Genomic DNA, 19,856 nt, shown 5'->3' on the forward strand with positions numbered 1-19,856 from the left:
GCGGCAATACAGCGATCGCAAGCTTCGACCGCGGCGCTGAGCCGGGAACTCGGGATCAATCCGAAGACCGTCGCGAAGTGGCGCAAGCGCGAGACGGTCGAGGATTTGAAGGCTGGGCCCAAGGAGCCACGATCCTCCGTTCTCAGCGAGGCTTGTGGGGCTTCACAGGGTTCTCATTTGGCTTCTTGCGCGAAGATGGTAACCATGGGTTATGGTTTTAAGATCGGTTGTTCTTGGTTTTGCCCTGTCGTTGCTGATTGCCGTACCGGCCCGCGCCACCGATACGCTTGAGGCGCTGGTGTCCGTGCTGCACCTGCCAAAGCTGATCGGTGTCATGCGGGAAGAGGGGCTTCGCCAGGGGGAAGATATCCGGCAAGATTTGTTCGAGGGGCGCGCAGCACCGGGTTGGTCGCAGGCGGTATCGCGCGCCCATGACGCGGAGGCGATGCTGGACACCCTGAAAGGGGGGCTGGAACGGGGAATGACCCTGGAGCAAATGGACGCCTCGGTGGCGTTTTTCCGATCCACGATCGGGGCACGTATCGTGGATCTGGAAGTCTCTGCCCGGCAGGCCCGGCTCGACGAGACGGTGGAAGAGGCCAGTATCCGGTTGCTGGAGCAGATGCAGGCCGACGGCGCGCCGCGCCTCGCGCTGCTGGAAGAGTTTTCCGAAGCCAACGATCTTGTCGAGGCCAACGTGGCTGGGGCGCTCAACTCGAACTATGCCTTCCTGCGGGGTATGTCCGATGGCGGCGCCTTCGGCGAGGCGCTGACCGAGGGGTGGATGCTGCGTGAAACCTGGGTTCAGGAACCGGAAATCCGGGCCGAAACGCGGGAATGGGTGCTTTCATATCTTGCGATGGCCTATGCCTCCTTGTCCGAGGAAGACCTGCGCCGTTACCTGGAGTTTTCCGGAACGCCGGCGGGGCGGGCGCTGAACGCGGCGCTTTTCTCGGGGTATGAGGAGATGTTCGTGGCAATCTCTTACAAGCTTGGCCTGGCGGTGGCACGCGATCTGGCGGGTGATGATACCTGAGCCCTTGACTTGGCGGAAATGATCCCGGATAAGGTCGGCTCCGGCGGGCATGGCCTGTTCCGGCGAATCATTCATTTTGCCCGGCAAGGGCACGCTGTCCGAAGGCGCATCGGCAACAACGCCGCCACAGGCGGGGCCACAGGACGCGGCAGAAAAAGGAAACGGCAATGTTTGCGGTCCTCAAGACCGGCGGCAAGCAATACAAGGTCCAGAGCGGGGATATCCTGCGTGTGGAGAAGATTGCGGCTGACGCTGGTGAAAAAGTCCAGTTCAATGAAATCCTGATGGTTGGCAGCACTGTCGGCACGCCGATTGTCGCCGGCGCGGCCGTCCAGGCCGAGGTGATCGACCAGATCAAAGGCGAAAAGGTCATTCATTTCGTCAAGCGTCGCCGCAAGCACAGCTCCCAGCGGACGAAGGGCCACCGTCAGCAACTGACCCTTCTGAAGGTCACGGAGATCCTGGAAAAAGGGGCCGACAAGACCGGTGTGAAAACCGCGGTCGGGGCCGGTTCCGTCGATGCGGGAAAGCCTGCCGCGAAGGCTGTGGCGCCCAAGCCCGCCAAGGGCGGGGACGATCTCAAGAAACTGTCGGGCGTGGGTCCGGCGTTGGAGAAAAAGCTGCACGAGGCGGGGGTGACAACCTTCGCCCAGATCGCAGCCTGGACGCCCGAGCAAGTGGCCGCGATGGATCAGAAGCTGTCCTTCAAGGGCCGGATCGAGCGTGAAGGCTGGATCGAACAGGCCAAAGAACTGGCCAAAGGCTAAGGCAAAGGAGAGAGCGAGATGGCACACAAGAAAGCAGGCGGTTCCTCACGGAACGGGCGCGACTCTGCCGGTCGCCGCCTGGGCGTGAAGCTTTACGGCGGACAGGCCGCTGTTCCGGGGAACATCATCGTGCGTCAGCGTGGCACCAAGTTCTGGCCGGGCGAAGGCGTGGGTATGGGCAGGGATCATACCATCTTTGCGACTGCCGAAGGCGCCGTAACCTTCCACAAGGGCCTCAAGGGCCGCACGTTCATTTCGGTTCTCCCGGCGATGGAGGCCGCTGAATAAGCCGAAACCCGAAAAGGTAAGAAATCACGGGGGATCGGCAAAGCCGGTCCCCCGTTTCGTTTCGAAGGTTTTCAAAAAGCGGACGTGTCTGGGGGTGTCCGTTTCGGTGATCTGCAAAACCTGACGCAGATTTGCCGGGAAAACTTGCAGGTCGTTTTTGCGATGGCCATTTGTCATACCGGTCCGGGCGCATTGTCCGCACGGGCGCTTTTCTGAGGAGGGAAGGCATGAAACTGGATACCATTGTCACGCAGCCCGCGATTGAAGCCGATCGTTTCGTCTTGCGCCCGGTGCGCAAATCGGATGCCGGCCTTTTGAACATGTATGCGGGGGATTTGCGGGTATCGCGTTTTACCTCTTCCATTCCGCATCCCCTGCCGCCCGGTGCGACGGAAGCGTTCATAACACGAGTTCAGACGCCTGACCGGACTGAAGATGTCTGGGTCATGGATGGCAGTTCTGGCGGCCTTTCGGAACTTTTAGGGGTTATCAGCCTCAAGCGCATGACCGATGCCCAGTCCGAAATCGGCTACTGGGTCGCTCCGGTGATGTGGAACACGGGGATCGCCTCGGAGGCGGTGAAAGCCCTGCTGGCGGCCAATCCGCAGAATAACCGGACGGTGTTCGCGTCTGTCTTTCAGGACAATCCCGGTTCGGCCCGGGTGCTGACCAATGCCGGATTCGACTATATCGGTGATGCGGAGGCTTTCTCGGTTGCACGTAATGCGCAGGTCTCCACCTGGACCTATCTCAAGAAACTGGCCTGAACCATGGGCGCGGCGGAGTTCTGTCCCATCGAGACGCCGCGCCTGACACTCCGCCCGCTGGGTGCGTCCGATGCGCCTGTTTTGTCGCGGATTGGCGGGGATGCGCGGGTGGCGCCGATGCTTGGCACCTTGCGTAGCCCGTGGCCGGAACCGGAGGTCCGTCAGTGGATCGCCCGGGCACGGTTTCGGGGAACCCCGGCACATCGGTTGGGCGTCGTGTTGAAGGGCGGGCCGCTGATCGGCACTGTGGGCCTTGCCGGTGCGCCTCATGCCTGCGTCTATTTTCTTGCCCCCGGCCAGTGGGGCAAGGGATACGCGACGGAGGCCTTGCGGGCGTTCCTTTCCGCCTGTTTTGTTCGTTTTGGCGGGCTTGATGTCGTGACCGCCGATCACTTTGCCGACAACCCGGCCTCGGGCCGGGTATTGCGTCGGCTGGGGTTTCGCCGGGTCGGGCAGGGGGCAGGGCGTTCGCTGGCGCGGGTTGAGCCGGCGCCGAATATACACTATCGCCTGTTTCGCAGAGAGTTCGAGGCAATCCATGAAGTTTCTTGACCTGGCGAAGGTTTATATCCGCTCCGGCGCGGGGGGGGCTGGCTGCGTCAGCTTTCGCCGGGAAAAGTTCATTGAGTATGGGGGCCCCGACGGGGGGGATGGCGGTCGTGGCGGCGATGTCTGGGCCGAGGCCGTGGATGGGCTGAATACGCTCATCGATTTTCGCTACCAACAGCATTTCTTTGCCAGGAACGGGCGTCCGGGGCAGGGCAGCCAGAAAACTGGCGCGTCCGGCGAGGATATCGTTTTGCGCGTCCCTGTCGGCACCGAGATACTGGAGGAGGATCAGGAAACGGTCGTTGCGGACATGGCAGAGCTGGGCCAGCGCGTACTGCTGGCCAAGGGTGGTAATGGCGGTTTTGGGAACCTCCACTTCAAGACCGCCACCAATCAGGCGCCACGCCGGGCGAATCCGGGTCTTGCGGGGGGGGAACGCACACTCTGGCTGCGCCTGAAGCTGATTGCCGACGCCGGACTGCTTGGGTTGCCGAATGCGGGCAAGTCCACCTTTCTTGCGGCCACGTCGAATGCGCGGCCGAAGGTGGCGGATTACCCCTTTACCACGCTGCATCCCAACCTTGGGGTTGTCGGAGTCGATGGGGTGGAATTCGTGATCGCGGACATTCCCGGCCTGATCGCGGGCGCACATGAGGGGCGCGGGCTGGGGGATCAGTTCCTTGGCCATGTGGAACGGTGTGCGGTGCTGCTGCACCTTGTGGATGCGACGTCGCAGACGCCGGTGGAGGACTGGCAGACCATCGTGGAGGAACTGGCCGCCTATGGCAGCGGCCTTGCCGACAAGCCCCGTGTCACGGTTCTGAACAAGATTGACGCGCTGAATGAAGACGCGCGTGCTGAAAAACAGGCCGAACTGGCGGTTGCGGTGGGGGGGCCGGTTCTGCTGATGTCGGGGGTGTCGCGCGAAGGGGTGAGCGAAGTTCTGCGTGCCATCCGCTCCGGGATCAATGAGGACCGGCTGCGCCAGAAGGCGACCGGGCAGGAGGACACCCCATGGCATCCCTGACCTCCGCCAAAAGGCTTGTGGTCAAGATCGGCTCGGCTCTTCTGGTCGATTGTACCACCGGAACCCTGCGAGAGGACTGGCTGCGCGCACTGGCGCAGGATATCGCCATGTACAAGGCACGCGGGTGCGACGTGGTGATCGTGTCCTCGGGGTCCATCGCGCTGGGGCGGGCGGCGTTGAAGTTGCCCAAGGGCGCACTGCCACTGGAGCAGTCGCAGGCGGCCGCAGCGGTCGGCCAGATCCGGCTCGCCCGTGCTTATGAGGAGGACCTCGCCCCCCACGGGATCATGGCCGCGCAGGTGCTGGTGACGCTGGAGGACAGTGCCGACCGGCGACGGTATCTTAACAGCCGTGCTACGCTGGAAACGTTGCTGGGGCTGGGTGTTGTTCCCATCGTCAATGAAAACGATACCATTGCCACGGATGAAATCCGCTTTGGTGACAATGACCGGTTGGCTGCGCAGGTTGCGGTAACGGTGGGGGCGGATCATCTTGTGCTGCTGTCGGATGTGGATGGGTTTTACACCGCCAACCCCGCCGAGGACCCCGCAGCGCGTCGGTTCGACCTGATAGAGGAGATCACCCCTGAGATCGAGGCGATGGCCGGCGACGCGGGGTCGGGATTGTCGAAAGGTGGCATGAAGACCAAACTGATGGCTGCCAAAACAGCGACCGGTGCGGGATGCGCGCTGGCGATCACGCAGGGTGGCGTGCTGCGCCCGCTGACGGCGTTGGAAGGTGGTGCCGCCTGTACATGGTTTTGCCCCAAAGGGGACCCGCAGGCAGCGCGCAAACGCTGGATCGCGGCGATGAAGCCTCGCGGCAGGATCGGTGTGGATGCGGGGGCGGCGGCGGCACTGGCACGGGGTAAATCGTTGCTGCCCGCCGGTGTTACGGATGTGGCCGGGGATTTCGGGCGTGGCGATCCGGTGACAATCTCCGATCCGTCCGGGCGGATGCTGGCGATGGGGCTGGTGCGATACACGGCGGCTGAAGCGCAGTTGATTCGCGGGTGCCGGTCTGATGAAATCGAGACGGTTCTGGGCTATCCCGGACGGGCGGCACTGGTACACAGGGATGACATGGCGACATGAAAGACCACGCAGATATTTCCGTTGTAATGGCCGATATGGGCGCGCGGGCCCGTGCTGCAGCCTCGATCCTGGCTTGTGTCTCGGGCGACGCCAAGGAGAGGGCCCTGCTGGCCGCAGCAGAGGCCGTCCGGGCGCGCCGGGCAGAAGTTCTCGCCGCGAATGAGCAGGACCTGGCCTATGGTCGGGAAAAGGCCCTGACCCCGGCGATGATGGATCGCCTGAAGCTGGACGAAGGCCGTCTGCAAGGCATCGCGGACGGGTTGCGCGCCATCGCCGCCCAGCCCGATCCCGTCGGGCGGGTGTTGGCGGAATGGGACCAGCCCACGGGTCTGCATATTCGCCGTGTGCGTACCCCGCTGGGGGTGGTCGGTGTGATCTACGAATCCCGGCCCAATGTCACCGCCGATGCGGGGGCGTTGTGCCTGAAGGCGGGGAACGCCGTGATCCTGCGCGGGGGCTCGGAAAGCTTTCATTCCTCTCGGGCGCTGCACGGGTGCCTTCTTGAGGGGTTGCGTGCCGCAGGCTTGCCCGCGGACGCGATTCAACTTGTCCCCACGCGGGACCGGGCTGCGGTCAGCCAGATGCTGTCGATGACCGATGCGATCGACGTGATCGTGCCGCGCGGCGGAAAGGGGCTGGTCGGACTGGTCCAGCGTGAGGCGCGTGTGCCGGTCTTCGCCCATCTGGAAGGGATCGTCCACATCTATATCGACAAGGCGGCAGATCCGCGCAAAACGCTGGACGTGGTCCTGAATGCCAAGACCCGGCGCACGGGTATTTGTGGGGCTGCGGAGTGTCTTCTGATTCATGCCGATATCGCGCAGACGCTTGGGGCGGAGGTCATCGCGATGCTGGTAGAGGCCGGGGTGCGCGTTCATGCAGATAAGGACCTGGCGCATATTCCCGGAACGAGTCCCGCCACCCCGCAGGATTGGGGGCGCGAATATCTCGACATGGATATCGCTGCGCGGGTCGTCCCCGATCTTGACGCCGCGATCGCCCATATCCGTACCTATGGATCTTGTCACACGGACGCCATCATGACCGAGGACGATCCCGCCGCCGCGACGTTTTTCAGCCGACTCGACAGTGCGATCCTGATGCGCAACGTTTCGACCCAGTTCGCGGACGGGGGGGAGTTCGGCATGGGGGCGGAGATTGGCATTGCGACGGGAAAGATGCATGCGCGCGGCCCTGTGGGGGCCGAGCAACTGACCAGCTTCAAGTACCTTGTGGAGGGGGCGGGAATAACACGGGCCTAAAACCGTAGCACGGCACGATCCAGGCCGGTTTCCAGGCGAAGGGTCCGGCCTGCCTCCTCTGCGGCCCGGGGCAGCAGGGCGAACTGAACCTCTGCCGCGCGGAGGTCTTCCACCGCCCCTTGACCGCGCAGGCAAGCCCACAGGCGATCCTGGAGTTCAAGGCGGGGCCCGGTGGCCTCGACCTGCCAGCCGCCGCGCTGTGGCGTGATGCGCAAAGTACCGCCTACCGGCAGGGCGCTTTGCAGGCACATGGCGGATAGCAGAATCAGGCGTGCTTCGGCCCGGGGCAGGGTGGCGGGCAAGTCGGCACGGGTTGACAAACGCGGGCCGTTGAACGCCCCCCTCAGAACCTCCTGTACTTCCCGGCCGGGAACCTCCTGCCCCGCGGGGGCGGCGCCAAAGGCAAGCCGGAATAGCCGGATACGGGTATTGGCGTTTTCCACGCTCTGCGAGATCATTTCCAGTTCAGGTCCGTCGAGAGGCACGCATGTTCCCGCCCCCCCCATGGAGAGCAACTCCACCCCGTTGCCTATTGCGCCGAGAGGGCTGATAATGTCATGGCAAATGCGCGAGCCGACAAGGGACGTCAGGTCTGTCATGCGTGTGCCCCCGAATGCGGAGCCCCCCAGATGTTGCCGATGAACACGATCCTCGAACCCGGAACGCTGGTACGCCACCCCGCCCGCCCGGATTGGGGGGTGGGGCAGGTGCAGTCGGTTGCGCAACACCGCGTCACGGTGAATTTCCAGCATGCGGGGAAAGTGGTGATTGACGGGGCGCGGGTGGAACTCATGCCTGTTTCTGCCTCTTGATCGGGTTTTGGGCGTAACCTGAAGCAGGAACGTTAAAGGGACATTAACGCGCAAGTCACTGCGGCGATGTTGCAATACAGCCTCCGTGTGCCTAGAACGCCCCCACGCCAAGAACGGACGACATCCGCCCATGCTGCCGCGAGACCCCCATTTCCAGTTGCGACTGGCTGAAACTCCCGAAGACCTGCGCGCCGCCCAACGGCTGAGGTATAATGTCTTCGTTGCCGAACTGGGGGGCAGCGGTGCATTGGTCGATCACGACCAACGGCTTGAGAAAGACCGGTTCGACCCGTTCTATGATCATTTGATTCTGGTGGATACACGCCGGGACAGGGCTGCGCTTGACCATGTGGTCGGTGTGTATCGCCTGCTGCGCTGCGATCAGGCCCTGAAAATGGGGCGCTACTACTCAGAGGACGAATATGACCTGACGCCGCTGAAAAAGAGCGGGCGCAGGCTGCTGGAGCTTGGCCGGTCCTGCGTTCACCCGGAATACCGGGGTGGTACGGCGCTGGTGTATCTTTGGAACGGGCTGGCGGATTACGTGCTGGAGCACGGAATAGAAGTTCTGTTCGGTGTGGCGAGTTTTCACGGTACCGACATAGGTGCGTTGGCACAGCCGTTGTCTTACCTGCATCACAATCACCTTGCACCACCTTGGCTGCGGGTGCGCACACAGCCCGATCATTTCCAGACAATGGATTTGCTGCCGCCGGACCGGATCGATCGCCGCGCGGCGATGCTGGCGATGCCGTCGCTGATCAAGGGGTACCTTCGGTTGGGCGGCTTCGTGGGGGAGGGGGCTTTTGTCGACCATGACTTTAATACCATCGATATCTGCCTGCTGATGGACACCGCGCGGATGAATGCCAAGTACCGTGCCTATTACACCAGGGGGCATGCCGGATGACCGTCTGGGTCGGGGAGGCGCCGCCGCCGGATCCGCAGATCGGCGCGCGGGGGTGGTTGCGGGTTCTCTGGCGCGGCGCGGCGTTGGGGAGCGTAACCTTCGGGTGCCTTGGGGTGCTGCTACTTGTTCGACTGGTTGAACGGCCGATCTTTGGCTGGAAGCGCCCGATAACGCCGTTCATTACCCAGTTCGTCTGCCGCATGGCGTTTATCATTCTCGGTATCGCGTATCGCGTTGAGGGGACGCAGATGCGTCAGCGTGGCGCGGTGGTGGCAAACCATGCCTCATGGCTGGATATTTTTACGCTGAACGCGCGCAAGCGAATCTATTTTGTTTCCAAGGCGGAAGTCGCCAACTGGCCTGGAATCGGCTGGCTGGCGCGGGCGACAGGAACCGTGTTTATCAAGCGGAACCCAAAGGAAGCCAGGGCCCAGACGGAGCTTTTTGGAGCCCGCCTGAAGGCCGGCCACAAGCTGTTGTTCTTTCCCGAGGGCACCTCAACCGATGGATTGAGGGTTTTACCTTTCAAAACAACACTTTTTGCTGCATTCTTCACAGAAGACCTGCGCGATATCATGCATGTTCAGCCGGTTGGAATTGTCTATGCAGCACCCTGCGGGCAGGATGCCCGGTTCTATGGGTGGTGGGGGGATATGGGCTTTGGCCGGCACCTTCTGAAGGTACTGGCAGCCCATCCGCAGGGGACGGTTAAGGTGATCTATCACGCACCGCTGAAGGTTTCCGACTACCCTGACCGCAAGGCACTGGCCAAGGCGTGCGAAGATGCGGTGCGCGCCTCTTTCACATAACGGCGATCAACCTGCCCAAGGCGGCGGCGGGATTCTCCTCACGCCAGATTTCTTCGCCGACGGCAAAAAAATCCGTTACAGGAGAAAGGGTTCTGATGGCGTCCTCATCAAGCGCGCCCTCGGCCACCACGGGCAATTCAATCATTTCGGACCACCACGCGAAGAGGTCCCGTGCCGCGTGGGAACCATCGCCCAGGGCGCTTTGCCCGACCGGGCCGAAGCTGATGTAATCGGCCCCGGCTTCGCCGGCGTTCATCCCATCATGGCGGGATGTGCCGCAAAATGCGCCCACGATGGCCTCCGCCCCCAACGTCTTGCGCGTTTTGCGCAGGTTGCGGGCGCCATCGGTCAGATGCACGCCGTCCAGACCCAAACGCTCCACCAGCCCGACATGGGTCTCGATGGTAATGGCAATATCGCGGGCATGGGCAATCTCGCGCAGGGTGTCGGCGGCGCGGGCGACGCGGTCTTCGTCCTGCGTGGCAAGAGAAAGCCGCAGGCAGGCGACCTCATGCGTATCCAGGACGGCGGCAAGCCGGTCCGGGAAGGTTTCCAGCGTGAACTCGGGCGGGGTGATGAGGTAGATCTGCGGGCGCTCGATTTCGGCCATTTTGGGCTCCTGTCCTTCGTTGCGCTGCTATAGCGGGGTTTTTCGTACTTGGCTACGGCTTGAACCGCGGCGCGCGCCCGCGTATCAGGCGCCCAAGCGATCAGGGGATGCCCATGGAAGAACCGCTCCAGCCGACATTCGTGCTTGTTCGTCCGCAAATGGGCGAAAACATCGGCGCCGCCGCGCGTGCGATGCTGAATTTCGGGCTAGACCGGATGCGCCTGGTTTCCCCGCGCGACGGTTGGCCCAATCCGCGTGCCGTCGCGCTGGCCAGCGGAGCGGGGCGGTTGCTGGACGATGCCGGCGTGTTCGAGACCGCCGCCGGGGCGCTGTCCGATTGTACCTACGTGTTTGCGACCACGGCGCGGGGGCGAGGGCTGACCAAGCCCATCGTCACGCCCGAGCGCGCGATGGAACAGGCCCGCGCCTTTTGTGCCCGGGGTCAACGTGTCGCCGTTCTGTTCGGGCCGGAACGTGCGGGTCTTGAAAACGATGACATCGCGCGGGCCAATGCCATCATCTCGGTGCCTGTGAATCCGGAATTCGCCTCCCTCAACCTGGCCCAGTGCGTGTTGCTGACGGCCTATGAGTGGCGGCGGCAGACTGCCGGCGCGGTGCCTGAGCGGATGGAGATGGCCGGGGCCGATGCCGCCACCGCGCTGGAAGTCGAAAAACTGGCCGAGCATTATGAAACCCGCCTTGACGAGGCCGGGTTCTTCTTTCCCGAATCCAAGGCGCCGGGCATGAAGCTGGCCTTGCGAAACTTGTGGAGCCGGTTGCCTCTGACCCGCTCGGACGTGCAGGTTTTTCACGGCCTCTTGCGACAACTGGTGCGGCACCGGGACCGTCAGGACTAGCTTGCGGGTATTCGGGCGCGCGCCTAACCTGCCTGCGAACATGGAAAGGTGAGCCATGAGCAAAACCCGCAGCATTTTTGAAGAAGTCGGAACCGAGGCCCCCGTGGAAAAGCCGCTGGTTCAGCCCGGTGCGATCGACCGGGCCGCGCGCCGGGGGGCGCGGGGGGCGGTACGTATCTGGCTGGTGTTGCTGGCGGTGGTGGCGATGGTATTCGTCGTGACCTCCGGTGTGACGCGCGTCAGCGGTACGGCCCTTGATATCCCCGGCTGGCATCCGTTTTACGGGGGGCTGCCGCTGGACAGCGCGCGGATGCAGGACGCGCAGGAGGCCTACGCCCAGACCGGGGCGGATCCGGGCCGCTATTCCGCGCTTTACTGGTGGAACTGGGGCCAGCGCCAGTTGGACAGGCTGATCCTTGTGCTTTGGGGGCTGGGATTCCTTGGGTTTCTCATGTTTCGCAAGTTGCCCAAGGGCTGGACCCTGCGGGTGCTTGGCATCGGTCTGTTGTCCGGGCTGCTTGTGGGTGCGGGCATTTTGCGCCATGCGGGCGGGCTCGCCGACCCCTATGCCGCCGCCGTGCAGGTGGGGATGGGCTATGGGCTTGTCGGGGTGCTGTTGTGGTTGGGGTTCAGGCTGCGCCGCTCGGAGGTTGAACTGTTGCAGGCCCGTCGCGCCCGTGACACGGGCGCGTTCGGCCTGGCGACCGGGATCATGCACCTGGCCTTTGTACAGGTCCTGTTGGGCGGGGTGTTGGGGGCACTGGATGCGGGGCGTGGCTTTGCCGATTGGCCGTTGATGGCCGGAGGGATCCTGCCGCCGGAAATGTTCACCCTGACGCCCGTTTGGACAAACCTTTTTGAAAATGCGGGCAGTGTACAGTTTTTCCATCGTATACTGGGGTATTGCGTGGCAATTTTGGGTCTGGGTGCGTGGCTGAAGGCACGGCGCTCTGCCAACCGGCATACGCGGCGTGCGTTCGACTGGATGATGGTGATTCTGTTCGGGCAGGTGGTGCTGGGCGTGGGCACGGTGCTTTACGCGGCCCAGTGGCACATGGCGCTGACACACCAGATCGGTGCGGTCCTGGCTTGGGGGCTGATCTTGCGGGCCCGCTTTCTGGCGCAGTATCCGGTTGCGCAATCCATTCGGGGCAGCGCATGACCGCCTATGACGACCTGCTCGCCCATGAGCGTGAGACACAAGCCCTTTCACAGGTGATGGGCCGCCTTGGCTGGGACCAGGAAACCATGATGCCCCGTGGTGCCGCACAACAGCGGGCCGAGGAAATGGGCGCGCTGGAGACTGTCCTGCACGCCCGGCGCACGGAGCCGCGCATCGGTGAATGGCTGAACGCGATCGACGAGGCGGCACTTGATGCCGTGGGCCGGGCGCAACTGCGCCATATCCGACGCAGTTATGCCCGTGCGACGCGCCTGCCAAGGACGCTTTCGGCCGAGATCGCGCATGTTACCAGCCGATCGCAGGGGATTTGGGCCGAAGCGCGCGCAGCCGACGATGTCGGCCATTTCCTGCCCGTATTTCGGGAGGTGGTGCGCCTCAAGCGAGAGGAAGCCGCCGCCCTTGCGGAAGGGCGTGAGGCCTATGATGCCTTGCTGGACGATTACGAGCCTGGTGCGACGGCCGACAGCATCGCCGGGATGTTTGACCGGATGCGCCCGCGCCTTGTGCAGTTGCGCGAACGCATCATGGGCACAGAGCGCGGCCAGCCGGGGTTGAGCGGGCATTTCGACGGTGCGATCCAGATAGACCTGTCGCGTGAGATCGCCACGCGCTTCGGATATGACTGGCGGCACGGCCGGCTGGACAGGTCCGTGCACCCTTTTACCTCCGGGTCCGGGGCGGATGTGCGCATCACCACCCGCGTGGATGAGAAAGAGCCCCTGGGCTGCCTGTATTCGGTTCTGCATGAGGTCGGGCACGGCGCCTATGAGCAGGCAATCGATCCGGCCTATGCGTTGACGCCGCTCGGGGAGGGGGCTTCGATGGGTGTGCATGAAAGCCAGAGCCGGATCTACGAAAACCAGCTTGGCCGGTCGCGCGCTTTTACCGGCTGGCTATATGGCCGGATGGCGGACCTGTTCGGGGTTACCGGCGGGGCAGAGGCCTTTTACGCTGCGGTTAACCGTGTGCATGCGGGCTTTATCCGTACCGAGGCCGATGAAGTGCATTACAACCTGCATATCATGATGCGCTTCGATCTGGAGCGGGATCTGATCCTTGGCAAGCTGGAACCCGAAGACCTTGAAGAGGCCTGGAACGTTCGGTTCGTCACTGATTTCGGGGTGGCGGTGGACCGCCCCTCAAACGGTGTGTTGCAGGATGTGCATTGGCCAGTGGGGCTGTTCGGGTATTTTCCGACCTATACGCTTGGCAATGTCTATGCGGGATGTCTGCACCTCGCGATGCGCGCCGCGCTGCCGTCTCTGGACGCGGACCTCGCTCAAGGGGAGGTCACTGCGGTTACCTCCTGGCTGCGCGACACCGTTCAGCGGCACGGGGGGCTTTATCTTCCTGCCGATGTGATTGAACACGCCTGCGGTTTTCCCCCGACCGAAAAGCCGTTGCTGGATTACCTTGAGGCCAAGTACAGCGCGCTTTATGGGGTGTAACGCCGTCTATGCAAGGGGCCGGGGTTTTGCTACATCGCTGTCATGATCCAGGGGATGTTGCAGGCCGCCGCACGCTGGTCCCGCCGTATGGCGGCGGTGATCGTGGCTTCGCTATGGCGCCGTCTTTGTGCCGATGAGGTGGAAAGGCGCCTTGCGCGTCAGTCCTTGGCGACACAGTTCAGCGTGATTGGCGGGGTGTTTCTGGCCCTGTTTCTGGCCAGCGTCCTGTTTGCCCATGCAGGTGTTGCGGGGGTTTTGGGGTTTTTGTTGCTTGTGATCTGGCTGATCCGCTGAGAGCTCACTTTTCTTTTATCCGGGCGTGAGAGTGCCCGTTTTTCTTTTGCACGCAAGGGATTGCCTTTTGTGCACGAGTGTATGCAATTGAAAACAGTACGATTTATACGCATCAATGTGATCCGATGCCGCACCCGGCCCGTAACCCGGGTACAAAACACACAACAGGAAAGGGAACTCAAATGGATATCATCGGCCCCTTGATGCTCGGCACGATCGGTACTGTTCTGGCGCTGGCCTATATCAACCTTCGTCAGACCGAGGAGAAACTCAGGAAAACGCGCGAGGCCCGGCGGGCCAGGGTGCGGGCCCTTCCCGCGGAATAAGAAAAAAGGGCCGGTTCGCCGGCCCTTGTGGTGTCGTAACCACGGAAGATTTTACCGTCGATTCACCATGACCCCCAATTCCCGGGAAAGTCGGGCCAGACCCTGCAGACGGATACAACCCCCAAGAGTTGGGAAGCCTGGCGCATCCAAAAAGGGGCTGGCCGGTTTTTCCATATCCCGCGCGGGGAAATCATTCCCACTCGATGGTTCCGGGCGGCTTCGATGTCACGTCATAGGTGACACGGTTGATGCCCTTGACCTCATTGATGATGCGGGTCGCGGTCTCACCAAGAAAATCGTGGCTGAACGGGTAGTAATCGGCGGTCATGCCGTCCACGCTGGTGACCGCGCGCAGGGCGCAGGCGTAATCGTATGTCCGCCCGTCCCCCATGACGCCGACCGTGCGCACGGGCAAGATGGCCACGAAGGCCTGCCAGATTTCGTCATACAGCCCATGTTTGCGGATCTGGTCGATGTAGACCGCATCCGCCTTGCGCAGGATCTCAAGCTTTTCGCGGGTGATTTCTCCCGGGCAGCGGATGGCAAGGCCCGGGCCGGGGAAGGGGTGACGGGCGATGAAATGGTCGGGAAGTCCCAGTTCCCGCCCCAGTGCGCGCACTTCGTCCTTGAAAAGCTCCCGCAGGGGTTCAACCAGTTTCAGCCCCATTTTTTCAGGCAGCCCGCCGACATTGTGGTGCGACTTGATGGTGACCGAAGGGCCGCCGGAAAATGAAACGGATTCGATGACATCGGGGTAAAGCGTCCCTTGGGCGAGGAACTCCGCCCCCTCGATCCGGTTTGCGTATTTCTGGAATACGTCGATGAACAGCTTGCCGATGGTCTTTCGCTTGACCTCGGGGTCGGCGACGCCTTCCAGCGCCCCTAGGAACAGAGCCGACTCATCGGCGTGGATCAAAGGGATGTTGTAGTGATCGCGGAACATGCCCACGACCTCTTCGGCCTCTTTGAGACGCAGCAGGCCGTGATCCACGAAGACGCAGGTCAACTGATCGCCGATGGCCTCATGGATCAGCACCGCCGCAACCGAGGAATCAACTCCGCCCGACAGTCCGCAGATGACTTTCCTGTCGCCAACCTGGTCCCGGATCTGCCTGATGGCCTCCTGCCGGTAGGCCCCCATGGTCCAGTCTCCGGCAAACCCCGCGATGCGGACGAAGTTTTCCAGAAGCTTCCGGCCGCCCGGGGTGTGGTGGACCTCGGGGTGGAACTGAACCGCATAGAACTGACGTGCCGCATCGGCGGTGATGGCGTAAGGCGCGTTGGGGGAGGTGGCGTACACCTCGAACCCCGGCGCGATGTCGCTGACATGGTCGCCATGGCTCATCCAGACCTGCTCCCGTCCACCGTCGAACCAGCCCTCCAGAAGGTCCAGCCGCGCGTCGGTGGGGGCGACATAGGCGCGCCCGAACTCCGCCGTGCCGTCGCCGCGGGTCACCTTGCCGCCCAGCACCTGCATCATCACCTGTTGACCATAGCAAATGCCCAGCACCGGCACGCCCATCCCGAATACCTTGTGTGGCGGGCGCGGGCTGCCTTCGTCAGGCACACTGGCCGGCCCGCCCGACAGGATGATGGCGCGGGGCGCCATCGTGTCCAGCACCGCGTCGGTGACGTTCTGGAACGGGTGGATTTCACAATAGACGTTCAACTCGCGCAGGCGACGGGCGATAAGCTGGGTCACCTGGCTGCCGAAATCGACGATCAGAAGGGTATCGTGGGATGTGCTGGTCATGGCGTTCTGATAGGGGCGTCCGTGCCCATACGCAAGAGCCCGCGCAATGTCGCGGATTGGACGGGAAAGGGCGCAAACCGGGCTGTGGTGCGGGCGGTTCGGCTTTAAAACCCGAAACAGGAAAGCGGGAGGACCAATATGGCCGAAACGGAACCGAGCCGAAGCGCCCGCCGCGCACGCAGCGGAGGCGGCGCAGCCCGCAGGGCGGCCCGCAGCGCAACGGGGGTGGAAACTGCCCGCTTCATCACCCGCAACATACCGGATTTCGATCTTTTTTCTTCCGAGGCGCTGGAACTGATCGAGCACAACGCCGAAACCGTGCTGGAGGAAATCGGCGTCGTGTTTTCGGAAAACCCTGCGGCGCTGACCCGCTGGCGCGAGGCCGGGGCCGATGTGCGGGGTGAACGCGTGCGTCTTCCCCGCGGCCTTGCGCGAAAGCTGTGTGCCACCGCGCCCGCCAGCTTTATTCAGCATGCCCGAAACCCGGAGCGCAGCGTCGGGATCGGCGGGCGCAGCCTTGTCCTGGCGCCGGTCTATGGCCCGCCCTTCGTGCGCGATAGCGCCGGCGGTCGGCGCTATGCCACGATGGAGGATTTCCGCAAGTTCGTACGCCTTGGCTACATGTCGAAATGGTTACACCATTCCGGAGGAACCGTGTGCGAGCCCACCGATATTCCGGTGAACAAGCGGCACCTCGATATGCTGATGGCGCATATGACCCTTTCGGACAAACCGTTCATGGGCGCGGTCACGGAGCCTTCGCGGGCCCGCGATTCGGTGGCCATGTGCGAAATCCTGTTCGGTCGCGATTTCGTCGCCGGGAACGCGGTGATGACGTCGCTGATCAATATCAACTCTCCGCTGACCTTCGATTCCACGATGATGGGTGCGCTGGAGGTTTATGCACGGGCGAATCAAGCCTGTATCGTGTCGCCCTTCATCGTGGGCGGCGCGATGGCGCCGGTCTCCGTCACGGGAACGCTGACGCAGGTTCTGGCCGAGGCCCTTGCCGGAATCGCCTATTCCCAGCTTGTGCGTCCCGGAGCACCAGTGATCTTCGGAGCCTTCGTCTCTTCGATCGACATGAATTCCGGCGCGCCAACCTTCGGTACGCCAGAGGCCAGCCAGATCCTTTATGGCGCGGGCCAGTTGGCGCGGCGTCTCAGGGTGCCGTTTCGCTCCGGCGGGGGGTTGTGCGGATCGAAACTGCCCGATGCGCAGGCTGCCTATGAAACCGCGAATACCCTGAATGCGGCGCTCATGGGCGGGGTCAATTTCATGCTGCATGCCTGCGGCTGGCTGGAAGGCGGGCTGGTTGCCAGTATCGAGAAGTTCGTGATGGATGCCGACCAGCTTGGGGCGCTGCACAAGATGGCGGCGGGCGTGGCCCTGGACGAGGCTGCCCAGGCCATGGATGCCCTGCGTGAGGTCGGCCCCGGCGGCCACTTCCTTGGCTGCGCGCATACCCAGGCCCATTTCCGAGAGGCCTATTGGCGCAGTGATCTGCTCGATTACAAGGCATTCGAGACATGGGACGAGGAAGGCGCCCGCGATACGATGGTGCTGGCCCGCGACCGCGCGGCGAAGATGCTGGCACAGTACCAGCCGCCCCCGCTGGATGCGGCGATCCATGAGTCGCTGAACGATTACGCCACACGACGCAAGGCCGAACTGGACGTCTCTGCCTGAACCGGCTGACAGGGGCGGGCAAGCAACTCCCGCGCCTCGGCCATCAGGGCAATCATCACCTCCACATGATGCGCCGCGTTATAAGTGGCGCCGCCCGTACTGCGGGCGTCATTTATCTGCGTTTCGCGCGCCATCAACTCCGCCAACTGCCGCGCGGGGGTGCCTCCGGCCAGGCCGGGAATGCGCGGCAGGTCGCGTTCGCGCCGGTAATCGGACAGCCCGCAGCGGGCGGCACGGATCAGAAGGCGGGGGCGGCGCATCTCGCGCAGGGATTTCAGCAGGTCGTCCATCGTGGTCTCCGGCTTTTTCGTGACCGGCAAATGATGCCACGGGTTTGGGGGGTGTTGCGCGTTCGGCCTCTCCAGAGCACGGAGGTTTAAGAGAAGTTTATCATTTAAAAACAATGCTTAGAATTGTGCGTTTCATTAACGGAACAGTAACCGGGTTTAACGTGGATCAGGCACCGGTTCGCCGTCCGAGAAAAGAGGTCACCATGGAGAACTGTCCCGGTCTGACCCCGCGTTGGGTCCCCCGTCCCGTGTGTCACTACCTCGATCATGTGGAGGGCGGGTGTTCGCTTCAGGCCTTGGCCCGGCGTGCGGGCTGCCACGCCTCGACCATCCTGCGGCAGGTGCGGCGCTGGGAGCAGCGTCGCGATGATCCCCTGATCGATGCGGCACTGTTCCGTCTGGGCGCATTTCATCGTTTTCATCAGAACAAAACAGGAGAAACCGACATGATCGCCCCCCTGCGCCACAGCCCCGACCTGTCCGACGACACTCAGATCCAGCGTGAGGCCCGCCGTGTTCTTTCCCGCCTGACCGAACCCGGCGCGCTGCTGGTGATTGGCCGTGACATGGAAAAGGCAGTCGTGATGCGTACCATCGCCGAGGGCAAGCCGGTGCGCGTTGCGGTACTGGACCGCCCCGTCGCCGAGGCTTTCGCCCTCAAGGACTGGATCAGGTGTTTGGCTCGCGGCCGGGTGATGACCTACACGATCACGCCCGCCGGGCGCGCGGCGTTCAGGCGGATGTGCGCGGCGGATGAGGCCGCCCCGGTCGCCGGCCACGACGCGCCAAGCCCCTTTGCCGCCCAACAGCGAGAGACCGGCACCCGAAAGATCCACGCCCCTGGCGCAGACGCCCCCCGGCGTATCCGCTGTAACATGGCGGAATCGCCACTGTCATTGCTGGCCCGTCGCAAGGACCGCGAGGGACGGCCGTTCCTGTCCACCGATCTCGTCGTCGCCGGAGAGCGTCTGCGTGAGGATTTCGAGATTGCCCAGATGGGGCCGCGCGTTACCCAGAACTGGGACAGGTTCCTGACCGGGGCGGATCGGGGCGGTTTCAATAGTGGCAGCCCCCAGCGCGGCCCAGCTGCGGCGCGGGAAAGGGTTGCCGCAGCACTGCGTGACCTTGGGCCGGGTCTTGGCGATGTGGTGCTGCGCTGCTGTTGTTTTCTGGAAGGCATGGAAGAAACCGAGCGCCACATGGGCTGGTCGGCGCGGTCCGGCAAGATCGTGTTGCGCATCGCGCTTCAGCGTCTCAAGCGCCATTATGAACGTCAGGGCGAGGCGGCCTGCCTGATCGGTTAGATGGCGCCGATGACCATGCCAACACCGTAGGCAATGAAGGCACACAGAGCGCCTACCAGAACTGTTTCCACTACGGTGCGGCCCAGCCCTTCGCCGGTTGCGTGCCAGCGCAAAACTCCCAGTGCGCCCAGCGCAACCCCCGTTGCCCCGACCGACAACCGGAACGTGGTTTCGGTCGGGGGGTGGAGGAAATATGGGATCAGCGGGATCGAACCAAAAACAAGAAAGGAAAAAAACGTGAACAAACCGTTTACGACCGGGCGATCCGAGCCCGGATGGGTCAGGCCGTCTTCATATGTCATCAACATTTCCGCCAGCACGGTAGGGGAGCGGGTCACGATCGCGGCGGTGGCCTCCGCATCGCTGCGCGACAGGCCGCGCTGCCGAAGAACTCTGGCCAGACGACCGCGCGCGGCGGGCGGATCGCGGCGGATGTCTTCCCGCACGCAGGACAGGCGCGTCGTATAGAGATCCTGCCGGGCGCGGCTGGACAGGTATTCGCCAAGCCCCATCGAGGCCCCGTCCGCCAACAGATTTGCCAGCCCGAACAGCAAAACGGCCAGAACCCCGATCTGGGCGGCACCTTCGGCCTGAGCGCCGGCAAAGCCGGCAACCACGGCAAAGGTGGTGACGATACCGTCATTGCCACCGTACACGATTTGCTTGAGAAATTGCTGAACGTGCCGCAGGCCCTTCCTGGGGTGGGGGGAGGCGGCCATTTCCGTGTCCTTTGCCACAGCGTATCACCCGCGCCGCGAAAAGAAAAAGGCGCCGGAATACT

At 63.1% G+C, this 19,856-nt stretch carries 23 protein-coding genes and 1 pseudogene; 19 read left to right on the forward strand and 5 right to left on the reverse strand.

The genetic code is table 11. The annotated features are described in order from the left end of the window. The 9 genes and pseudogenes from C8N32_RS15280 to C8N32_RS05400 form a co-directional block, all read left to right on the forward strand. Positions 1 to 147: pseudogene (locus C8N32_RS15280) on the forward strand (IS481 family transposase); the annotation flags it as partial. Between the two features lie 64 nt (positions 148 to 211). Beyond that, complete coding sequence (locus tag C8N32_RS05365) at positions 212 to 1,036, forward strand: DUF2059 domain-containing protein (RefSeq protein ID WP_107891458.1); 825 nt, start codon at positions 212 to 214, stop codon at positions 1,034 to 1,036. A 167-nt stretch (positions 1,037 to 1,203) separates the two neighbouring features. Then, positions 1,204 to 1,803: a 50S ribosomal protein L21 gene (locus C8N32_RS05370; protein WP_107891459.1), complete on the forward strand. Its 600-nt coding sequence runs from the start codon at positions 1,204 to 1,206 to the stop codon at positions 1,801 to 1,803. 18 nt (positions 1,804 to 1,821) lie between these two features. Further along, the gene (rpmA, locus tag C8N32_RS05375; protein WP_107891460.1) at positions 1,822 to 2,091 is read left to right on the forward strand and encodes a 50S ribosomal protein L27; all 270 of its coding nucleotides are present in this window, start codon (positions 1,822 to 1,824) and stop codon (positions 2,089 to 2,091) included. 227 nt (positions 2,092 to 2,318) lie between these two features. Beyond that, positions 2,319 to 2,858, forward strand: coding sequence for a GNAT family N-acetyltransferase (locus C8N32_RS05380; protein WP_107891461.1), 540 nt, complete (start codon positions 2,319 to 2,321; stop codon positions 2,856 to 2,858). 3 nt (positions 2,859 to 2,861) lie between these two features. After that, complete coding sequence (locus tag C8N32_RS05385) at positions 2,862 to 3,410, forward strand: GNAT family N-acetyltransferase (RefSeq protein WP_107891462.1); 549 nt, start codon at positions 2,862 to 2,864, stop codon at positions 3,408 to 3,410. After that, on the forward strand, positions 3,397 to 4,434 hold the full coding sequence (obgE, locus tag C8N32_RS05390) for a GTPase ObgE (protein ID WP_107891463.1): 1,038 nt from the start codon (positions 3,397 to 3,399) through the stop codon (positions 4,432 to 4,434). Before C8N32_RS05385 ends, obgE begins: the two co-directional genes overlap by 14 nt. Next, positions 4,422 to 5,528 carry a glutamate 5-kinase gene (proB, locus tag C8N32_RS05395; protein WP_107891464.1) on the forward strand — a complete coding sequence of 369 codons (1,107 nt, stop codon included), beginning with the start codon at positions 4,422 to 4,424 and terminating at the stop codon, positions 5,526 to 5,528. Before obgE ends, proB begins: the two co-directional genes overlap by 13 nt. Further along, complete coding sequence (locus C8N32_RS05400; protein ID WP_107891465.1) at positions 5,525 to 6,790, forward strand: glutamate-5-semialdehyde dehydrogenase; 1,266 nt, start codon at positions 5,525 to 5,527, stop codon at positions 6,788 to 6,790. Before proB ends, C8N32_RS05400 begins: the two co-directional genes overlap by 4 nt. On the opposite strand, the gene C8N32_RS05405 is transcribed toward C8N32_RS05400, so the two are convergent. Next, positions 6,787 to 7,389, reverse strand: coding sequence for a histidine phosphotransferase family protein (locus C8N32_RS05405; RefSeq protein WP_107891466.1), 603 nt, complete (start codon positions 7,387 to 7,389; stop codon positions 6,787 to 6,789). The two genes, C8N32_RS05400 and C8N32_RS05405, sit on opposite strands and share 4 nt — an antisense overlap. Before the next feature lie 39 nt (positions 7,390 to 7,428). Here C8N32_RS05405 and C8N32_RS05410 point away from each other — a divergent pair, with 39 nt between their 5' ends. From C8N32_RS05410 to olsA, 3 genes are all read left to right on the forward strand, one after another. Further along, positions 7,429 to 7,602: a DUF3553 domain-containing protein gene (locus C8N32_RS05410; protein ID WP_107891633.1), complete on the forward strand. Its 174-nt coding sequence runs from the start codon at positions 7,429 to 7,431 to the stop codon at positions 7,600 to 7,602. A gap of 130 nt (positions 7,603 to 7,732) precedes the next feature. Further along, positions 7,733 to 8,512: an L-ornithine N(alpha)-acyltransferase gene (olsB, locus tag C8N32_RS05415; RefSeq protein WP_107891467.1), complete on the forward strand. Its 780-nt coding sequence runs from the start codon at positions 7,733 to 7,735 to the stop codon at positions 8,510 to 8,512. Continuing rightward, on the forward strand, positions 8,509 to 9,321 hold the full coding sequence (olsA, locus tag C8N32_RS05420) for a lyso-ornithine lipid O-acyltransferase (protein WP_107891468.1): 813 nt from the start codon (positions 8,509 to 8,511) through the stop codon (positions 9,319 to 9,321). Before olsB ends, olsA begins: the two co-directional genes overlap by 4 nt. Here the strand turns inward: olsA and C8N32_RS05425 are convergent. Then, the gene (locus C8N32_RS05425; RefSeq protein ID WP_107891469.1) at positions 9,314 to 9,931 is read right to left on the reverse strand and encodes a thiamine phosphate synthase; all 618 of its coding nucleotides are present in this window, start codon (positions 9,929 to 9,931) and stop codon (positions 9,314 to 9,316) included. The two genes, olsA and C8N32_RS05425, sit on opposite strands and share 8 nt — an antisense overlap. Before the next feature lie 107 nt (positions 9,932 to 10,038). On the opposite strand from C8N32_RS05425, the gene C8N32_RS05430 reads away from it, so the two are divergent. The 5 genes from C8N32_RS05430 (at position 10,039) to C8N32_RS14935 (ending at position 14,039) form a co-directional block, all read left to right on the forward strand. Beyond that, complete coding sequence (locus C8N32_RS05430; protein WP_107891470.1) at positions 10,039 to 10,788, forward strand: RNA methyltransferase; 750 nt, start codon at positions 10,039 to 10,041, stop codon at positions 10,786 to 10,788. Positions 10,789 to 10,843: 55 nt separating this feature from the next. Beyond that, positions 10,844 to 11,950: a COX15/CtaA family protein gene (locus tag C8N32_RS05435; RefSeq protein WP_107891471.1), complete on the forward strand. Its 1,107-nt coding sequence runs from the start codon at positions 10,844 to 10,846 to the stop codon at positions 11,948 to 11,950. Beyond that, positions 11,947 to 13,419: a carboxypeptidase M32 gene (locus C8N32_RS05440; RefSeq protein WP_107891472.1), complete on the forward strand. Its 1,473-nt coding sequence runs from the start codon at positions 11,947 to 11,949 to the stop codon at positions 13,417 to 13,419. Before C8N32_RS05435 ends, C8N32_RS05440 begins: the two co-directional genes overlap by 4 nt. 42 nt (positions 13,420 to 13,461) lie before the next feature. Next, complete coding sequence (locus C8N32_RS05445; protein WP_107891473.1) at positions 13,462 to 13,713, forward strand: hypothetical protein; 252 nt, start codon at positions 13,462 to 13,464, stop codon at positions 13,711 to 13,713. A 182-nt stretch (positions 13,714 to 13,895) separates the two neighbouring features. Next, complete coding sequence (locus C8N32_RS14935) at positions 13,896 to 14,039, forward strand: hypothetical protein (protein ID WP_170106740.1); 144 nt, start codon at positions 13,896 to 13,898, stop codon at positions 14,037 to 14,039. A 190-nt stretch (positions 14,040 to 14,229) separates the two neighbouring features. On the opposite strand, the gene guaA is transcribed toward C8N32_RS14935, so the two are convergent. Beyond that, positions 14,230 to 15,792 (reverse strand): glutamine-hydrolyzing GMP synthase, encoded by a 1,563-nt coding sequence (gene guaA / locus C8N32_RS05450; protein WP_107891474.1) that lies wholly within the window; start codon positions 15,790 to 15,792, stop codon positions 14,230 to 14,232. A 138-nt stretch (positions 15,793 to 15,930) separates the two neighbouring features. Here guaA and C8N32_RS05455 point away from each other — a divergent pair, with 138 nt between their 5' ends. Continuing rightward, a complete protein-coding gene (locus C8N32_RS05455) occupies positions 15,931 to 17,481 on the forward strand; it encodes a trimethylamine methyltransferase family protein (RefSeq protein ID WP_107891475.1) in 1,551 nt (516 codons plus the stop codon). Here the strand turns inward: C8N32_RS05455 and C8N32_RS05460 are convergent. Beyond that, the gene (locus C8N32_RS05460; protein WP_107891476.1) at positions 17,439 to 17,771 is read right to left on the reverse strand and encodes a DUF6477 family protein; all 333 of its coding nucleotides are present in this window, start codon (positions 17,769 to 17,771) and stop codon (positions 17,439 to 17,441) included. The genes C8N32_RS05455 and C8N32_RS05460 overlap by 43 nt on opposite strands. A 203-nt stretch (positions 17,772 to 17,974) precedes the next feature. On the opposite strand from C8N32_RS05460, the gene C8N32_RS05465 reads away from it, so the two are divergent. Beyond that, positions 17,975 to 19,075, forward strand: a complete 1,101-nt coding sequence (locus C8N32_RS05465) for a DUF6456 domain-containing protein (protein ID WP_107891477.1) — start codon at positions 17,975 to 17,977, stop codon at positions 19,073 to 19,075. On the opposite strand, the gene C8N32_RS05470 is transcribed toward C8N32_RS05465, so the two are convergent. Beyond that, positions 19,072 to 19,794 (reverse strand): VIT1/CCC1 transporter family protein, encoded by a 723-nt coding sequence (locus tag C8N32_RS05470; RefSeq protein WP_107891478.1) that lies wholly within the window; start codon positions 19,792 to 19,794, stop codon positions 19,072 to 19,074. The genes C8N32_RS05465 and C8N32_RS05470 overlap by 4 nt on opposite strands. Between the last annotated feature and the right edge of the window lie 62 nt (positions 19,795 to 19,856).

Origin of the sequence: Rhodovulum imhoffii, from assembly GCF_003046545.1 — a bacterium.
GTDB classification, from domain to species: Bacteria; Pseudomonadota; Alphaproteobacteria; order Rhodobacterales; family Rhodobacteraceae; genus Rhodovulum; species Rhodovulum imhoffii.